Below are 15,826 nucleotides of genomic sequence, written 5' to 3'. Positions count from 1 at the left end.
ATTAAGAACGCACCACGAACAAGCGCGGCCATATAGGTGATTTCCACAATTTTGCACCATAAAGATGCTGGCAAAAAAGTCGTTATAAGGAGGGCTTTAAAAAGGACATGAGCGGCGCTGTGCAGGTAATACAAGGGGGCTTAACGCCCCAGACTCCACAACAAGGCTAATAACAAGATAAATGAAATCCCCTGCCACACTCGTAAAGGATTGCGGGTAAGCAGCGGCTGAAAATTATCTTTGTTATAAACCGGATTAGGGTGCTGAAGGTCGTGAACAAATTCGGCTATATCGTTATAACGTAATTCTGGACTAATACTTAGCGCTCGCCCCAAGGCGCCATCTAGCCATAAAGGAACATGCGGATTGTAATGACGGGCCGGAATATACGCTAAACGAGTAAAAGCCGCCGTGGTGGTACAGCTCTCTAGCCGCCCTTGAAATGGTTGATGGCCAGTCAATATTTCAAAAACAATCACCGCCAGCGAAAACTGGTCTGCCTTAACACCTGGGCGGCGCCCTAAAACATGTTCTGGGGCAGAATACTGCGCGGTACCCAATACCCGATCACGACTTATTGGCACCGCAATCTCGGCGAGACCTGCCACATAGCAAGAACCAAAATCTATGATTTTAATTTGCCCATCATCACCCACCAAAATATTGTCTGGTTTCACATCTTGATGAATGGTGTCGCGGCGGTGCATAGCCTGCAAACCCTTAGCCGCCGGCAAAATAATATCTAACATCTGCTGACTAGAGGGCTGGGGATTCTCACGCATCCACTGCCCCAAAGTTCGGCCCGGTGCAAACGCCGACAAATAGTAAAGACACGTCGGCGCCACCGGTGGGTCGATCACCGCTACAACATTCTCACTTTGAATCCGACGCCCCACCCAACTCTCAAGAATAAAACGTTCGATATAGGCCGGATCGTCATTAAAGTTTGCCGACGGCGTTTTCATTACGTAATGTTGGTTTGCCGTGGCATCAAAAACTTTATATAACTGACTGCGCGGACTGGCGTGAATCTCTTCTTCAATAACCAATCCGTCTAACACCATGCCCACAGCCAGCGGCGGCGGAAACGGCAGCGCAGTTAATTTGCGGTAAACATCACCGGCATCTTCCAATGGCAGCGCATCGACTCGCAGTAACTGACAACTGAGATTGTCGTCACTACCCGCCGCCAGCGCCTCATCAATCATCTGCTGACACGCGGCGTCGAGATCAGCCTCCTCGACTGTCGCGCCGATAATTTCCTGCAAGCGCGCACTGCTCAATACGTCGTGAATACCATCGGTACTCAGTAAAAATATATCGCCTACCGCCACGTCTGCGGCGCGATAGTCGACATCCAAATTAATATCCAAGCCCATAGCGCGGGTTAAATACGACTTGCCACGACTGATAGGCATGGCGTGATCGCGGGTTAGCTGCTCAAGGCAACCGTCCCGCAAACGGTAAATTCGGCTGTCGCCAACATGAAATAAATGCGCTGTTTGCGATTTAAAGATTGCAATGCTGAGGGTGGAAACATAGCCTTTTTCAGCTTGCAGGTAATGCTGCCCCTGGCCGTACAGCCAGCGATTCAAGGCATTTAAAACCTGCTGGGCCGACCGCTTTACCGACCAGGAATCTGGAGTTGAAAAATAATCACTTAGAAAACCGGTTACGCAGGTTTCAGCCGCTTCCTTTCCAGCCTCTGCCGCAGACACGCCATCGGCAATGACCGCCACCGCGCCCTTGGTGGTAATTTGCTCGTCCTTGGGTATGCAAATACCCAAGCTATCTTCGTTAACCGGCTTTTGCCCAGCGCTGCTGCGCTGGCCAATTGCCAGTTTTAAACCACCATCAAAGTGCATGTAACGTTCTCGAGGTATGAACCACAGTTATGCGCTTAACATACACTGTACTTTAGCTAACTTCGATCAGCGCAACACTGCCATCGTCATTCACTTCGGCGGTGTGACCCTGAGGCTCTTCCATAAACTGCACCGCAACAAACACAACGGCGGCACAAGCGGCTATTACAAGGAAGAAGTCCGAGGCGCTAACAAAAGACAGCACCGTTAAAAAGATAACCGCGCCCACATTACCGTAAGCGCCTGTCATACCCGCAATTTGGCCAGTCATGCTGCGCTTAACCAAGGGCACAATCGCAAACACCGCGCCCTCACCAGCCTGCACAAAGAAGGAACAGCACATGGTCGCAACCACTGCCACCCAAATTGTCCACGTTGCGTCGATATTACTAAGCACCATATACCCTGCCGCCAAACCAGCTACCAGAATAGAGAGCGATTTACGACGACCAAACTTATCTGACAAGTAACCGCCGCCAGGGCGCGCGGCCAAATTCATAAACGCAAAGCCAGAGGCCAACATGCCGGCGGTTACTGCGCTCAGTTCGAACGTTTCCATAAAGAACAAGGGCAGCATTGACACCACCGCCAACTCGGAGCCAAAGGTCACGAAGTACGCCACATTTAAGATAGCAACCTGCTTAAACTTATACTGCTGCATTTCCGGAATAGCGATATTGTTCAGCACATCGCTATTCACTCGCAAAATCTGACTAATCTGCACTACAAACAGAACCGCTAGCACCACATATAGGGCCAGTGACGTTGTGCTGTTTAACATACCCAAATTCACTGGAGACAATTTCCAGGTTAGTGTTGCCAGCGCCAAATACATGGGCACGCACATCACAATGTAAAAAATCAGGTCACGCTTATTGCTAACAACCAAGCCCCCAGATTTTTTGGGCTTAAAGTAGGTTGAACCCTTTGGCGTATTACGAGCGCGCCAGTAAAAGAACACCCCGTAAATTGAGGCAATGACACCGGTCGAGGCAATAGCGTAACGCCAACCGTCTGGGCCACCAAAATACAAGGCCAGAGTTGGCAGCGCCATCGCCGCCGCTGACGAACCAAAATTCCCCCAGCCGCCGTAAACGCCCTCGGCTAAACCCACCTGCCGCGCCGGAAACCACTCGCCAACTAAGCGTATACCTATAACAAAACCGGCACCGATAAAGCCCATCAAGAAGCGCAATAAGGCAATTGCTTCATAACTATTAGCAAAGGCGAAAGCGACACATACTATGCCGCCAAGCACCAAAAGAGCGCTGTATACAATGCGCGGACCAAAACGGTCAACCAACATACCTATAATGACGCGAGCCGGAATGGTGAGGGCCACATTCAAAATCATCAGCGCTTTAACTTGCTGATTAGTAAGATCAAAAGCCTCTTTGATCGATGACAGCATTGGCGCAAAGTTAAACCACACTACAAAGCTAAGGAAAAAGGCAAACCAACTTAAGTGAAGTAATCGTATTTTCTCTTGCTTGAGATCAAGCACATTTAAGGTCGAGGAAGACATTAATAGCTCCATAATGGCCATTTGAAAGTATTGCCACCATGAGAGCAAAGCCTGTGCCAAGCATGTACACCAAATTTTGATGCTCGCGTAAGACACTGTTTAAAAAGATTTATTTTTTATTTTGTACTATCACACAGCTATTTACGCACCATTACGAAGCACGCAACCCTCTTGCGGCGTCGCGCATTTATGCACCATTAACGAACGTCGTGCCCCAACAAGCCCCCCATCAAACTTTCCCGTCACAGCAAAAATCGCCCCACAACAATGCAAAACACAAAATAATATTTACAAATCAACACCTTAATTACCAACAAAGACAATGGCACAGCTTTTGCTAATAATTTACGTAATATCCACCTGCAGCACCGGCCGCCAAATAGATAGCCATCGCGCAAAGTATTAAAGGAAGTAACCATGACAGACAAACAACGCCTGCTTATTATTGGTAACGGCCCGGTTGGCCACCAATTTATCGAGTCTATTATTGAAAGCGGTCGAGGCGAGCAATTTGCGATCACGGTTATTGGCGAAGAACCTCGCCCGGCCTATGACCGCGTGCACCTCACCGCGTGGTTTGAAACCCGCGAAGCCGCCTCGCTAAATATGGTTAAAGACGGCTTCTACAGCGACAACAATATTACCGCCCTCACCCACGAAAAAGTCATTGCTATAGATCGCGCGGCGCAAATCGTGAGCACCGACAAGGGCGAACAATACCCCTACGATAAATTGATTCTGGCGACCGGCTCCTTCCCCTTTGTGCCGCCAGTACCAGGCCACGACCGCAAAAACTGCTTTGTTTACCGCACCATTGAGGATTTAGAAGCGATTACTGCCGCTGCGGCGAATGCCAAAGTCGGCGCCGTTGTTGGTGGCGGCTTACTTGGCCTCGAGGCCGCTAAAGCAATTATGGACTTAGGGCTAAAAACCCACGTTATCGAATTTGCCCCCCGCCTCATGGCCGTACAGGTCGATGAAGGCGGCGGCGCCCTATTGCGCCGTAAAATTGAAGACCTGGGCGTATCAGTCCACACCCAAAAGAACACCCAGCAAATTATTGATGGCGATGACTGCGTTCACAAGCTCCAATTCGCTGACGGCGCCGAGCTAGAAACCGATATCCTGGTTTTCTCAGCAGGTATTCGCCCCCAAGACGCTCTTGCCCGACAGTGTGAACTCGCGGTTGGCGAGCGCGGCGGCATTGTTATTGATAACGCCTGTTTAACCTCAGACCCAGCCATTTACGCCATTGGCGAGTGTGCGCTGTGGGGCGGCCGCATTTACGGCTTGATTGCACCGGGCTGGGATATGGCACGAGTAGCCGCCGACCACGTACTGGGCGGCGTCGAAGAAAAAGCTTTTACTGGCGCCGACATGAGCACCAAGCTCAAACTCATGGGTGTTGACGTTGCCTCGATTGGCGACGCCCACGCCACCACCCCCGACGCCAAGTGCTACACTTTTATCGACGAGAAAGCCGAAGTCTATAAAAAGATTGTGGTCAGCAGCGACGGCCAACACCTGCTGGGCTGCGTACTGATTGGCGAGGCCAATGACTACGGCACCCTACTTCAGTTTGCCTTAAACAAAATCACTCTGCCTGAACAACCCGAGAGCATGATTTTGCCAAGCCTAGACGGCAGTGCTGGGGTGGGCTTGGGTGTTGACGCCCTGCCCGATGTTGCACAAATTTGCTCGTGTAATAATGTGAGCAAAGGCGATTTATGCGCGGCAGTTCAGGGCGGCGCGATGACGGTTGGCGATCTTAAGGCCTGCACCAAAGCGGCAACCACCTGCGGCGGCTGTACTGCCCTCGTCGGCCAAGTGCTGAACGCCGAATTGACTAAAATGGGCGTTGAGGTGAACACCGACCTCTGCGAGCATTTCCCTTACACTCGCCAAGAAATATTCCACCTCGTTAAAGTTGGCCAAATCAAATCCTTTGCCGAACTTTTAGAGAAGCATGGCAGCGGCCACGGCTGTGAAATATGCAAGCCTACCGCCGCCTCTGTCATGGCATCGTGCTGGAACGACTATATTCTTGAGCCCAAACTCGCCGGCCTGCAAGACACCAACGACCGCTACTTGGCTAATATGCAGAAAAACGGCACCTACTCGGTAGTGCCGCGCATGGCCGGCGGTGAAGTCACCCCAGACGGCTTGATTGCGGTTGGCCAAGTAGCCAAAAAGTACAATCTCTACACCAAGATTACCGGCGGCCAGCGCGTAGATTTGTTCGGCGCCACCCTCGACCAGCTACCCAAAATTTGGAGCGAATTAATCGACGCCGGCTTTGAATCTGGCCACGCCTACGGTAAATCTTTGCGTACCGTAAAATCCTGTGTAGGTTCCACTTGGTGCCGTTACGGCGTGCAAGACAGCGTTGGCAAAGCCATTGATTTAGAGAACCGCTACAAAGGCCTGCGCTCGCCACACAAACTCAAAATGGCGGTATCGGGCTGTACGCGCGAATGCGCCGAGGCGCAAAGCAAAGACGTGGGCGTGATCGCCACCGAGAAAGGCTGGAACCTCTACCTCTGCGGTAACGGTGGCATGAAGCCCCGCCACGCCGATTTATTTGCCTCAGATATCGACACCGACACCATGGTGAAATACATCGACCGTTTCCTAATGTTCTACGTGCGCACTGCCGATCGCTTGCAGCGCACCTCGGTGTGGATGGAAAACCTCGAAGGCGGTTTAAACTACCTGCGCAAAGTCATTATTGACGACTCACTGGGCATTTGCGCCGAGCTAGAGGCCGACATGGCCAACATTGTTGACACCTATCAGTGCGAGTGGAAAACCACCATCGAGAACCCCGAGAAGGTGAAGCAGTTCCGCAGCTTTATTAATGCCGACAAAACCGACAAAGAAATTGTCTTTATTCAAGAGCGCGGCCAAATTCGTCCCGCCACTGAGGCCGAAAAAATTGCCGACAAAGACTTAATTGCCGTCGCCTAAACACACTATACCTGAGCCGCACCGCGCGTGCGGTTCAGCACAATAGATTTATACGAGGAACACCCAATGTCTTGGACTACTGTTTGCCGTCTTGACGAAATTCTACCCAATGCCGGCGTAGCTGCACTCATTGACGAAACCCAAGTAGCAATATTTCGAGTCGACGATAAAGTTTACGCACTGGCCAACAAAGACCCCTTCAGCAATGCCAATGTGCTGTCGCGGGGCATTGTCGGCAGCATTCAAGGCACCCTAGTCGTCGCCTCGCCCATTTACAAACAGCACTTTAGCCTCGAGGCCGGCAACTGCCTAGAAGACGACGGCGTATCAATCCCCTGCTACCAAGCACGCACCGAAGGCGAATTGGTTCAGGTTCAAGTCAATAGTTGAGCGCCGTATCTGCGCGCCCAGCAACATCAGTTAGTCTCCCCCCCTCGTCGGTTGCTACCTTGGTAGTAGCCGACCTTTTTCCTCTTTGGTAATCAGTCTCTACAGGGTTTATAATCGGCACAGATTTATCAACCCCAACCTTAAGAAATGGAAGCCCGTCATGAGCTACACGCAAATTCCGGCCGGTAAAGACCTGCCTAACGACATCTTCGTTGCCATCGAAATTCCTGCTAACAGCAGCCCGATTAAATACGAAATCGACAAAGACTATGATGCGCTGATGGTCGATCGTTTTATGGCGACCCCCATGTTTTACCCTGCCAACTACGGCTATATCCCCAACACCCTGTCTGAAGACGGCGATGCGCTAGACGTACTGGTTGTTACCCCTTACCCAGTAGTGCCCGGCTCAGTCATTCGCGCCCGTCCTATCGGCATCCTCAATATGAGCGATGAAGCGGGTAAAGACGCCAAGCTGCTGGCCGTACCCCACGACAAGCTCTCTGTTCTCTACAAAGATGTGAAAGAGCCTTCCGATCTTCCACCACTGCTGATTCAGCAAATCGAGCATTTCTTTGAAAACTACAAAGATCTGGAAAAAGGCAAGTGGGTTAAAATTGATGGCTGGGCAGGCAGTGAAGAAGCCCGCGCAGAAGTAATGAAAGCCGCTGCTGCCTACAAAGGCTAAGCTGGGCAACGGGGCCGCTAGGCCCCGTTATTCCCTTTTAACAAATTCCCGTTTTCCTAAATGCCCCAACGCAAAATACAAACCCAATACCCAGAAACAAAAACAGAGCCATAAGGCTCCGTTTACGTGCAAAAGCAAAACTTTTAAAAGCCCTGCAAATTCGTTAATTATTAACCTACCTTTGGCATCGCCTTTAATAAGCGATGATAAAGTTTAGAATTCTTATGTATGGATTTATGCTTAGAATAGGCTTCAACTGCTTTGTGCCAAGCATCATCACTGCCGTGGGCATTGAGCGAAAAACTGGTACACACGGTTTTCTTCTCAACTTTTGACGCCACACCAACCTGAAAAATCGGTGTTAAATTGCCGCTTTTTTCAGTTTTTAATAAATAACTGATGCCACGCACCGTGCCATCGCTTTTAAAGCAGCGGTCTTCTTTAGTTTCTTCAAGATAACGACGTTGCTCAGCAGCCAAAACCGAATCGCGATCCATGGCCTGCTTTTCAATTTCATTCTTTTGTTTACCGTCCAGCCGCGCACCCTCGTTTTTCAGCGAGAAATACTCTTGATACAACTTCCCCGCAACCGTACGGCGCACTCGAAAGCCGTAAAACGCCTTATTATCTAATAGTTTAACGCTCACAAGCACCTCGCTTAATTTAGTTGTGCAACCCCTATCACTCACAATATAACAGATGTAATCTAATAATACTGAGTGGATTAAGCCGCATTATAAGACTTCATCATTGATATATTGATCCATGTTTAACGCTGGCAGGTCAGCAGACAACACCCCAACCTGCTTCGCTGGCACCCCCGCCACGGTTGAGTGTGGCGCAACATTTTTCAGCACCACACTACCCGCCGCAATTTTCGCGCCCTCGCCCACCACAATATTACCCAATACCTTAGCACCAGCGCTAATCAACACGCCATTTTGTATACGCGGGTGCCGCGGCCCTGGACCACTACCACACCCCCCCAAGGTTACCGAGTGCAGCATAGACACATTGTTACCAACAACCGCGGTTTCACCAATAACAAGACCAGTGGCGTGATCGACCATCACCCCGCACCCAATCACCGCAGCAGGATGAATGTCTACATCGAAGATACTGGCGATCCTATTTTGCAAAAACAATGCCAGCGACTCTCGGCCCTGTGTCCACAACCAATGGGCAATACGGTAGGCTTGGATCGCTTGGAAACCTTTAAAATACAAAAAAGGCATAGCGTAATGATCACAGGCGGGATCGCGATCATAATGGGCACGAATATCCATTGCCGCCGAATTGACAATAGTCGGATCGCTGATAAAAGCGTCATCAAATACGTCGCGAATCAACATTGCAGGAACCGAATCGCAACCCAATTTAGAGGCAATATGAAAACTCAGGGCGTCGGCGAAACTGGCGTGGTTTAAAATACTGGCATGATAAAAGCTGGCCAAAACTGGTTCGCTGCGGCCATATTCTCGCGCCTCTTTGGTCATAGTTAGCCATAAATCGCTCAACGCCCCACTCATATCACCTTTCCACCCCTTAATTCTGTCGCATACTCTGCCGGATAACATAAATTCGGCACCGCCACATAGCGCGAATAAATTGTCTCTAATTCTGCCAACACCGTGTCTTGCAAGGCCAAATCTGACTCTGCAGCCAAGGCCTCTGCCAGCAAATCAACACTGTGTACCAGCTCGCATCTTACGGCCAATGGCGCGTAACTTAAATGCCAGCGCTCGGGCGCAATACCCCCGCGATCAACATCATAGGGGCGAAAAAAACCGTGGCCGCGGCCCGTCGCAAATTGCCGGTCTAACCACTGATGCATCGCGCCAAACACGCCGTCGTCAGCAACTTCTCCGGGTGTTAATTGCACCGCGTAATCAGCGGCAACCGCGGCGCCATCGTAAACATCAATATCGCAGCCCCAATGGTGCCGCGACGCGCCAGGTAAGGCCGACCAACGCAAAATAGCATGTACCAGCGCCGTGCTGCTCAGCTGGCTAATATCCAGGGCGCAACCCCCACTATCCAGCACGGCTCGCTCGCCTCTGGCTTTAGCATTCCAAATAGCCCGCTGGCGTTCAAAGCCGCGATAGCCGCTTATTACCCGCAGATCAAAGCCTGCCGCCGCCGCATCGGCCTGCAGCGCCAACAACGGCGCAATAATGTCGCGGTGCACCGCCGCACCGGCAAACGAAGTGATCGCAGAATTATCACGCCCTAAAACTAAATCGGCGCTTACCGTTGGGTTCTTCATGGGCGCATACTATTCAAGCAGTGTAAGGTGTTGGAACTTCATGGCATCATACTAACGCCTATTGGTCTGAGTTGAAATTCTGGAGTAGTAATACGTGGACGAGTCCTCACCGCACGAAAAAAAAATTGCCCTTGCCCTCGGCAGTGGCTCCGCACGGGGTATGGCCCATATCGGCGTAATTCAGCGCCTGAGCGAACTGGGTATTGAACCAGACATTCTCTGCGGCACCTCGGTAGGCTCCATTATTGCCGCGTGTTATCTCACGGGAAAACTCGATCATTTCGAACATTGGATCCAGTCACTTAGCACCACTCAAGTACTGCACTATATGAGCGTTAGCTTGGGTGCCACTGGGGGCGTAGCCCATGCCACTCGCCTCATTGATTTTTTTGAGAAAGAGTACGGCAACCCTAACATTGAAGATTTAAGCCAGCCCTTCGCAGCAGTGGCAACCGACTTATTGCGCGGCCGCGAAGTTTGGCTACAGCGCGGCCCACTGTGGAGCGCGGTACGCGCCTCTATGGCCCTACCGGGCATCTTAACCCCCGTTCCCTTTCGCAATTCATGGCTGGTTGATGGCGGGCTCGTAAATCCGGTACCGGTATCGGTGTGCCGCGCACTGGGCGCCGATATTATCATTGGGGTCGACCTCAATAGCGATTTAGTCGGCCGCCAAAAAGTGATGAGTAATGCTAAAGCAGCCAGTGTAGAAGAAGCCGCCGAAGAGGAAGAAGCCGAAGAGGAACTGCCCATTTTCGAAGAGAATGAGGCAGACGAACAAGACCCCTTCCTCGGCGCAGCCTTTAGCCGCTTTGCAGCATCAGTAAAAGAAGCCGCCAGTAATTTTCGCGCCAATGAGGGCGAGAAAAAGCCCGAGCCACCCGGCACGATTGCGGTAATGATGAGCGCCATTAACATTATGCAGGACCGCATCACCCGCAGCCGACTGGCCGGTGAACCCGCCGACATCATGCTGTGGCCCCGCCTTGGCCATATTGGCTTAATGGAGTTTAGCAGCGCCGCCGAAGCCATTCAGGAGGGCCGCGACGCCGTTGACCGCATGCTACCCGCCATTCGCCACGCCTTTAAAAGCGAAGGTGACAACCGCATTATAGAGCCGCCCGCCGTGGGCTAATCAGCAGCACTCTGCCCAATGCCGCCCTAGCGTCATTCAAGTGGCTGGGGCTTCTACCAACAGATAACGAACACCACAATTTATGCGCACTCTCGGCCACATTAATGAAATTACCGACCCTGGCTCCAAGGGCTTTAAGTTTAGCGACCAAAGCTTTTTCGCCGTGCGCCTGCACGGCAAGGTTTATGTTTATCGCAATCGCTGCCCACACCTGGGTATTGAACTCAACTGGCAGGAAGATCAATTCCTCGATTACGACAACTCGCTCATTCAGTGCGCAACCCACGGCGCGCTATTTATTATTGAAAATGGCAGTTGCGTCGCCGGTCCCTGCGTAGGAAAAACATTAGAGGCCGTCCCATTTACAATAAACAATGGCGTACTTACGCTCACCGAGCAAAACCCAGAATAGCAGTTTCACACATAGACCGGTACGACGGCGCTAAGGGCCATATGCACGGCGCTGATCTCTGCCTTATAGGCGAACACCTCTAGCCCAGCCGCTACCGCCTCACGTAAATTGCGCGCATACGCTGGATCGATTGCCGCCGCTGGGGTCACCCGCGCGATCCCTTCATGTAATACCGCAAACAACAGTACCACGCGGGCACCACACTCGCGCAGAACAAGCAGATCGTCAATATGCCGACTCGCTCGCTTACTCACCGCGTCGGGAAACGCCCCCAAGCCATCACCACAATCTAAGGTGACCGACTTCACCTCAAGGTAGCACTCTGGTAAATCCGCGGTCGCGGCCGCGTAAAAATCCATACGGCTCCCGCTAGCCAGCTTCTTTTCTCGCTGCCACAGGGGGTAGCTAGCCAAGGGGCTAATCCGCGCATCGCCTAGCGCTTCGGCCACCAAGGTATTGGCGAGCGCCGAGTGAATACACACTTTGTTCCCTGCTGCGGTTTCTAGCAGCTCCCAGGTCATGCTGTATTTACGTTTGGGATTTTCACTCACCGACAACCACACCCTACTACCAGGCTCCGCACAGCCGGTCATGGCACCGGTATTTGGGCAGTGCACCGTAATTTCTGTGCCATTATCCAGCACCACGTCAGCCAAAAATCGCTTATAACGCTTAAGCAAATACCCACTTTGCAATTCACCCGACCACTGCACTATCAGCCCCTTTTATTACCTTTGATTGCCTCGCTACGAGCCTATTCTAGCCCCAGCACGCGCCTTAAACATGGTATCGTAGCTCCACTGACATTTGCGCCAGCACAGGATTATTCACCGCTACCATGATTAAAAAATCGCTACTCGCCCTGGGCGTACTTATTTTTCTTGCCATTGCCACCGTTGCTACAGTGTTGATTCAACCGCAATTGCTGCGAGGACTCATTAACAGCAGTGCCCAGCGCTATGCCGGACTCGACGTTGAAATCAGCGATATTCGCTCCAAGCTCAACCCGCTGCGCTTTGAGGTAGACGGCCTCAATATTCGCAATCCCCAGTGGCCGCGGCCAGCATTGCTCAGTTTGGCAAACATCAGTATTAGCCTCACCGAAAACCCCTTTGGCAAGGAGCCATTTTGGACGTTAAATGCCGACTCGTTAAGTGTTCAAGTAGAGCAAAATGATGCTGGCGAGTTTAACTGGATTAGCCCCGAACTTATTGCCAACACCTCGTCGCAAAATTCCGAACCTGAAGTGGCTACCCACCAGTCAATCCTACCCGGCGACTTCAATTTTAATCGCATCAACATCCACAAGGTAAATCTGTTGTGGCGTGACAAAACCGGCAATGAACGCCGCATATACCTACCCAGAGTCAGTGGCGAACGCATCGAAGCCGGCAACGGCGATTTCTATATTGGCCTAGATTACCAAAAGCAGCACTTTGAACTCAGCAGCGGCATCACCCTATTCGACCCCAATAGTGGCGTGCTCGTATACACCCTCGCCCTCAAGCATAAAGACATCGACCTCAGCAGCGAAGGCAAGCTGGTGCTCACCCCAAATTTGGCCGGCAGCGAGCTGAAATTCGTCGTAGACGTGCGCGAAGCCGCCAATCTCGCCAGCCTCGCTGGCACGGAAGTACCAGCCATTCCCAAAATCCACCTCACCAGCAAGCTCGCTATAAGCCCCAACTACGAATTTAGCAATATCATACTCAAACTTAACGACAACGAAATTCGCGGTAAAGTCAGCGTCAACGCGAGCACTTCTGCGGTGGTCGCCAGCGTCTTTGCCAAACAGCTCGATGTGGATCAATTACTGCCCAGCAAGCCTACCCAGAATGAATCGCCAAACACTGCCCCCGCTATTGCAGCACAAACGTCTGAAGAGCCCCCAATCGACTGGCAGTGGCTAGCCGACACCGATCTTAAACTCGATTTAAAAATTGACACTCTGAACGCCGCTGGCTGGCAGCTAAACGCCCTAAAGAGCCAACTTGCGATCAAAGACAATATCAAACTCACCCTAAAAGCCGACAAAATTACCGAGCTGGCCACACAGCGCGAGATCAATCAATTCAACGCCGACGTCGCGCTACAGGCCCTCGCACAGACCACCGACGCCGCAGATTTGGCCCTGCAACTAAACCTCAGCCAGCAAGACCTTACGGCCAAGGCCGCGGGTAAGATCAATGTAAATGGCATCGTCGGCACCGAGCTCGACATTCAAGCCGAGGCCGAAAACAGCAAGGCGCTCTGGCTGCTAGCCCAGCTACCATGGCAGGAAGCTGGCGCAGTAACAGTCAAGGCAAAACTACAAGCCCATGCTACACACTACATCGCCAAAGGCGATGCCAGCATGGGTAACCAAATTGCCGACTTTGAGCTGCACTATAGTCCCGCCGCCAACAAGCAGCTAGCCGAGCTTAAGGGCAGTCTTGGCCTAAAACGAATCGACCTCGCCTTTCTTACACCGAGCCAAAGCGATGCAAGCAGCCCCGCCGCAACACCCGCGGTGAAGAACAAAAAACTTTTCAGCAAAGAGCCCATCGATCTTAGCACCCTCAAATCGATGAATGCCGATGTAAGTATTGCGCTAGAAGATATCGACACCGGCTACGCCTTTATTCGCAGAGCCAATCTCAAGCCAAGCCTGCAGGGTGGCGTTTTGAATTTAAAAAACACCACCATTAATTTTGCTGGCGGCGACGCCAAACTACGCCTCAAACTCGACAGCAGCAAAACCATTCCCAGCCTCGCACTCAAACTCAGCGTTGATGCGCAGGACTACGGTAAGCTCGGCCTCGACAAGGCGGCGGGCATCACCAGTGGCAACGGCGGTATTCGCTTAAATATTAATAGCCAAGGCGCCAGCCCCCATCTCTTAGCCGCCAATATGAACGGCAAGCTAGACGTTAAAATTACCAACTTAGTCGCCCAAGGCAATGCTCTCAATCTTATCGGCTCCGACGTACTTAGCGAAACCATAGACAAGCTCAACCCGTTTTCAGAAAAGAAAACGAGTACCGACATAGAATGTATTGCAGTTCATTTTGATGGCAAAAGCGGCAAATTCATCAGCGACGATGGCGTTGCCTTAGAAACCGCGCAAACCAAAATTATTGGCACTGGGAATATCGATCTTGGCAAGGAGCAGCTGCTATTTGGCGTATCACCCATTGCCCGCACCGGCGTGGGAATAAATGTTGGCGCCGCGGCAGGCTTGGTTAGGCTTGGCGGCACATTTAGCAAACCCAAAATTGTCGCCGATCCATCGGGTATGTTCACCTCGGGCCTCACCACCGGCGCCGCGATTTACACAGGCGGTTTATCGCTATTAGCCCAAGGCTTGCTCAAGCGCGCCATTTACGCAGGTAGCTCCTGCGATGGCGCCATCGATGAAATACCCACCGCAGATGAATTGCCCGAGGAATTACTAAATCCACAACTATCGGCACCGGCAAGCTAAGCTGTCGGCCCCTAAAATGCGCGCAGCCAGATTTAGCCGCGCTATTTGCTAAGGCACACCACCTTAAACCCGTCGACCTCAATTAACACCTCGGCCTTGGCAAACGAGGCCGCGGCCTTGCGCTCCAATGGAATAAACTGATTCACCACAAACAGCGCCCGCCCATTGCGGCCCAGCAAGCGGTGGGCCGCGGCAATAAATTGATCGGTTAACGATCCCGCAACCGCAAACCCTTTATGAAAGGGCGGGTTACACAATACCGCAGCAAAGGGGCCTTTTAGCCCCGCCGCGCAATCGGCTAACTCAATTTCCGCGCTAATACCGTTTACCTCACAATTTTTACGCGCCGCCAATAGTGCCGTGGCATTATTGTCGGTGAGCAGCCAGCGGCTTTCTGGCAACTGCGCCGCCGCCATCACCGCGATAAAACCATAGCCGCAACCAAGATCCACCAAGCTTGTCGGCGGCTGCTTAAAACCGGCCAAAAACACCGGCAACTGCTCTACGAGCAACGCGCTACCACGATCAATTTTCTGCCAGCCAAACACCCCAGGCTTGCTATACAAACTCGGCGACTGGGCAATCTCTTGAATTTGGGTGTAATCGCTATCGGCCAGTGTGCCGCTAGGTTCATTACGCTTGGTAATGGTAGCGATATACGCCGCACCCCCGTGCTTTTTAATCTCGGCGGTGGCGCCAACCAGCGCGGCGGCCTTTTTGGCGTAGCTGTGCAGACCATCATTTTTGTGCCCAGCCAATAGTAAACTGCCGCCCACACCAAGCACTGCAAGGGCCTGATTAATTAAATAGTGAACAAGGGCCTTTTCTTTCGACACCCGATAGCACACCGTACTCGGTGGCGGCGCGTCTGACGGCATGACAAAATCGCCAAGCTCCACGGGGTAGGCAGCTGCGCTTAACTGCGCAGCAATATCACAGCGATTGCTAAAACTGCGCCAATCGGCGCGCACCGCAGGCAAGGGCATCGCCGCCACATGCTCGTCAGCAAACCACCACAGCGGAGTTTGCACAGCGGGAAACTGCTGATACAAGGCCATCAAGGCCGTGTCTTGCGTCGCGGTATTGGTTTGATCGGTGCTCATTCGTTTTGATAT

The 15,826-nt window shown here is 51.9% G+C and carries 13 protein-coding genes; 6 read left to right on the top strand and 7 right to left on the bottom strand.

The window, feature by feature from the left end:
* Positions 1-140: 140 nt before the first annotated feature.
* Complete coding sequence (locus P1U47_RS02540) at positions 141-1,865, bottom strand: bifunctional protein-serine/threonine kinase/phosphatase (RefSeq protein WP_301026975.1); 1,725 nt, start codon at positions 1,863-1,865, stop codon at positions 141-143.
* Positions 1,866-1,917: 52 nt separating this feature from the next.
* Entirely contained in the window at positions 1,918-3,390 is a 1,473-nt protein-coding gene (locus P1U47_RS02535) for a NarK family nitrate/nitrite MFS transporter (RefSeq protein ID WP_301026974.1), read from the bottom strand.
* A gap of 417 nt (positions 3,391-3,807) precedes the next feature.
* Here P1U47_RS02535 and nirB point away from each other — a divergent pair, with 417 nt between their 5' ends.
* From nirB to ppa, 3 genes are all read left to right on the top strand, one after another.
* Positions 3,808-6,357, top strand: a complete 2,550-nt coding sequence (gene nirB, locus P1U47_RS02530) for a nitrite reductase large subunit NirB (RefSeq protein ID WP_301026972.1) — start codon at positions 3,808-3,810, stop codon at positions 6,355-6,357.
* 66 nt (positions 6,358-6,423) lie between these two features.
* On the top strand, positions 6,424-6,747 hold the full coding sequence (gene nirD / locus P1U47_RS02525; protein ID WP_301026971.1) for a nitrite reductase small subunit NirD: 324 nt from the start codon (positions 6,424-6,426) through the stop codon (positions 6,745-6,747).
* Positions 6,748-6,907: 160 nt separating this feature from the next.
* Positions 6,908-7,435: an inorganic diphosphatase gene (gene ppa / locus P1U47_RS02520; protein ID WP_008251782.1), complete on the top strand. Its 528-nt coding sequence runs from the start codon at positions 6,908-6,910 to the stop codon at positions 7,433-7,435.
* A gap of 170 nt (positions 7,436-7,605) precedes the next feature.
* On the opposite strand, the gene P1U47_RS02515 is transcribed toward ppa, so the two are convergent.
* The 3 genes from P1U47_RS02515 to P1U47_RS02505 all read right to left on the bottom strand — a co-directional run bounded on the left by P1U47_RS02515 (position 7,606) and on the right by P1U47_RS02505 (position 9,701).
* Positions 7,606-8,082, bottom strand: coding sequence for a hypothetical protein (locus P1U47_RS02515; protein WP_301026970.1), 477 nt, complete (start codon positions 8,080-8,082; stop codon positions 7,606-7,608).
* Between the two features lie 87 nt (positions 8,083-8,169).
* Positions 8,170-8,964: a serine O-acetyltransferase gene (gene cysE / locus P1U47_RS02510; RefSeq protein WP_301026969.1), complete on the bottom strand. Its 795-nt coding sequence runs from the start codon at positions 8,962-8,964 to the stop codon at positions 8,170-8,172.
* Entirely contained in the window at positions 8,961-9,701 is a 741-nt protein-coding gene (locus tag P1U47_RS02505) for a M15 family metallopeptidase (protein ID WP_301026968.1), read from the bottom strand. The genes cysE and P1U47_RS02505 overlap by 4 nt, the downstream gene beginning before the upstream one ends.
* Before the next feature lie 94 nt (positions 9,702-9,795).
* Here P1U47_RS02505 and P1U47_RS02500 point away from each other — a divergent pair, with 94 nt between their 5' ends.
* Together P1U47_RS02500 and P1U47_RS02495 are read left to right on the top strand one after the other, a co-directional pair.
* Positions 9,796-10,836, top strand: a complete 1,041-nt coding sequence (locus P1U47_RS02500) for a patatin-like phospholipase family protein (RefSeq protein WP_301026967.1) — start codon at positions 9,796-9,798, stop codon at positions 10,834-10,836.
* 82 nt (positions 10,837-10,918) lie between these two features.
* Complete coding sequence (locus P1U47_RS02495; RefSeq protein ID WP_301026966.1) at positions 10,919-11,248, top strand: Rieske 2Fe-2S domain-containing protein; 330 nt, start codon at positions 10,919-10,921, stop codon at positions 11,246-11,248.
* A gap of 5 nt (positions 11,249-11,253) precedes the next feature.
* Here the strand turns inward: P1U47_RS02495 and sfsA are convergent, their stop codons facing one another.
* Positions 11,254-11,961 (bottom strand): DNA/RNA nuclease SfsA, encoded by a 708-nt coding sequence (gene sfsA, locus P1U47_RS02490; RefSeq protein ID WP_301026965.1) that lies wholly within the window; start codon positions 11,959-11,961, stop codon positions 11,254-11,256.
* A gap of 125 nt (positions 11,962-12,086) precedes the next feature.
* Here sfsA and P1U47_RS02485 point away from each other — a divergent pair, with 125 nt between their 5' ends.
* A complete protein-coding gene (locus tag P1U47_RS02485) occupies positions 12,087-14,711 on the top strand; it encodes an AsmA family protein (protein ID WP_301026964.1) in 2,625 nt (874 codons plus the stop codon).
* Positions 14,712-14,752: 41 nt separating this feature from the next.
* On the opposite strand, the gene P1U47_RS02480 is transcribed toward P1U47_RS02485, so the two are convergent.
* Positions 14,753-15,814, bottom strand: coding sequence for a methyltransferase (locus P1U47_RS02480; RefSeq protein ID WP_301026963.1), 1,062 nt, complete (start codon positions 15,812-15,814; stop codon positions 14,753-14,755).
* Between the last annotated feature and the right edge of the window lie 12 nt (positions 15,815-15,826).

Origin of the sequence: Zhongshania sp. (genome assembly GCF_029212375.1) — a bacterium.
In the GTDB taxonomy this organism is placed as follows: Bacteria; Pseudomonadota; Gammaproteobacteria; order Pseudomonadales; family Spongiibacteraceae; genus Spongiibacter.
Note: the sequence above shows the minus strand (reverse complement) of the source record. Positions and strands in the feature narration are given on the sequence as shown.

Excerpts from the sequence above, each read along its gene's own strand:
- P1U47_RS02535 (WP_301026974.1), bottom strand. The coding sequence starts at position 3,390 with ATGTCTTCCTCGACCTTAAATGTGCTTGATCTCAAGCAAGAGAAAATA.
- P1U47_RS02505 (WP_301026968.1), bottom strand. The coding sequence starts at position 9,701 with ATGAAGAACCCAACGGTAAGCGCCGATTTAGTTTTAGGGCGTGATAAT.
- P1U47_RS02480 (WP_301026963.1), bottom strand. The coding sequence starts at position 15,814 with ATGAGCACCGATCAAACCAATACCGCGACGCAAGACACGGCCTTGATG.
- nirB (WP_301026972.1), top strand. The coding sequence starts at position 3,808 with ATGACAGACAAACAACGCCTGCTTATTATTGGTAACGGCCCGGTTGGC.
- ppa (WP_008251782.1), top strand. The coding sequence starts at position 6,908 with ATGAGCTACACGCAAATTCCGGCCGGTAAAGACCTGCCTAACGACATC.
- nirD (WP_301026971.1), top strand. The coding sequence starts at position 6,424 with ATGTCTTGGACTACTGTTTGCCGTCTTGACGAAATTCTACCCAATGCC.
- P1U47_RS02485 (WP_301026964.1), top strand. The coding sequence starts at position 12,087 with ATGATTAAAAAATCGCTACTCGCCCTGGGCGTACTTATTTTTCTTGCC.
- cysE (WP_301026969.1), bottom strand. The coding sequence starts at position 8,964 with ATGAGTGGGGCGTTGAGCGATTTATGGCTAACTATGACCAAAGAGGCG.
- P1U47_RS02495 (WP_301026966.1), top strand. The coding sequence starts at position 10,919 with ATGCGCACTCTCGGCCACATTAATGAAATTACCGACCCTGGCTCCAAG.
- P1U47_RS02540 (WP_301026975.1), bottom strand. The coding sequence starts at position 1,865 with ATGCACTTTGATGGTGGTTTAAAACTGGCAATTGGCCAGCGCAGCAGC.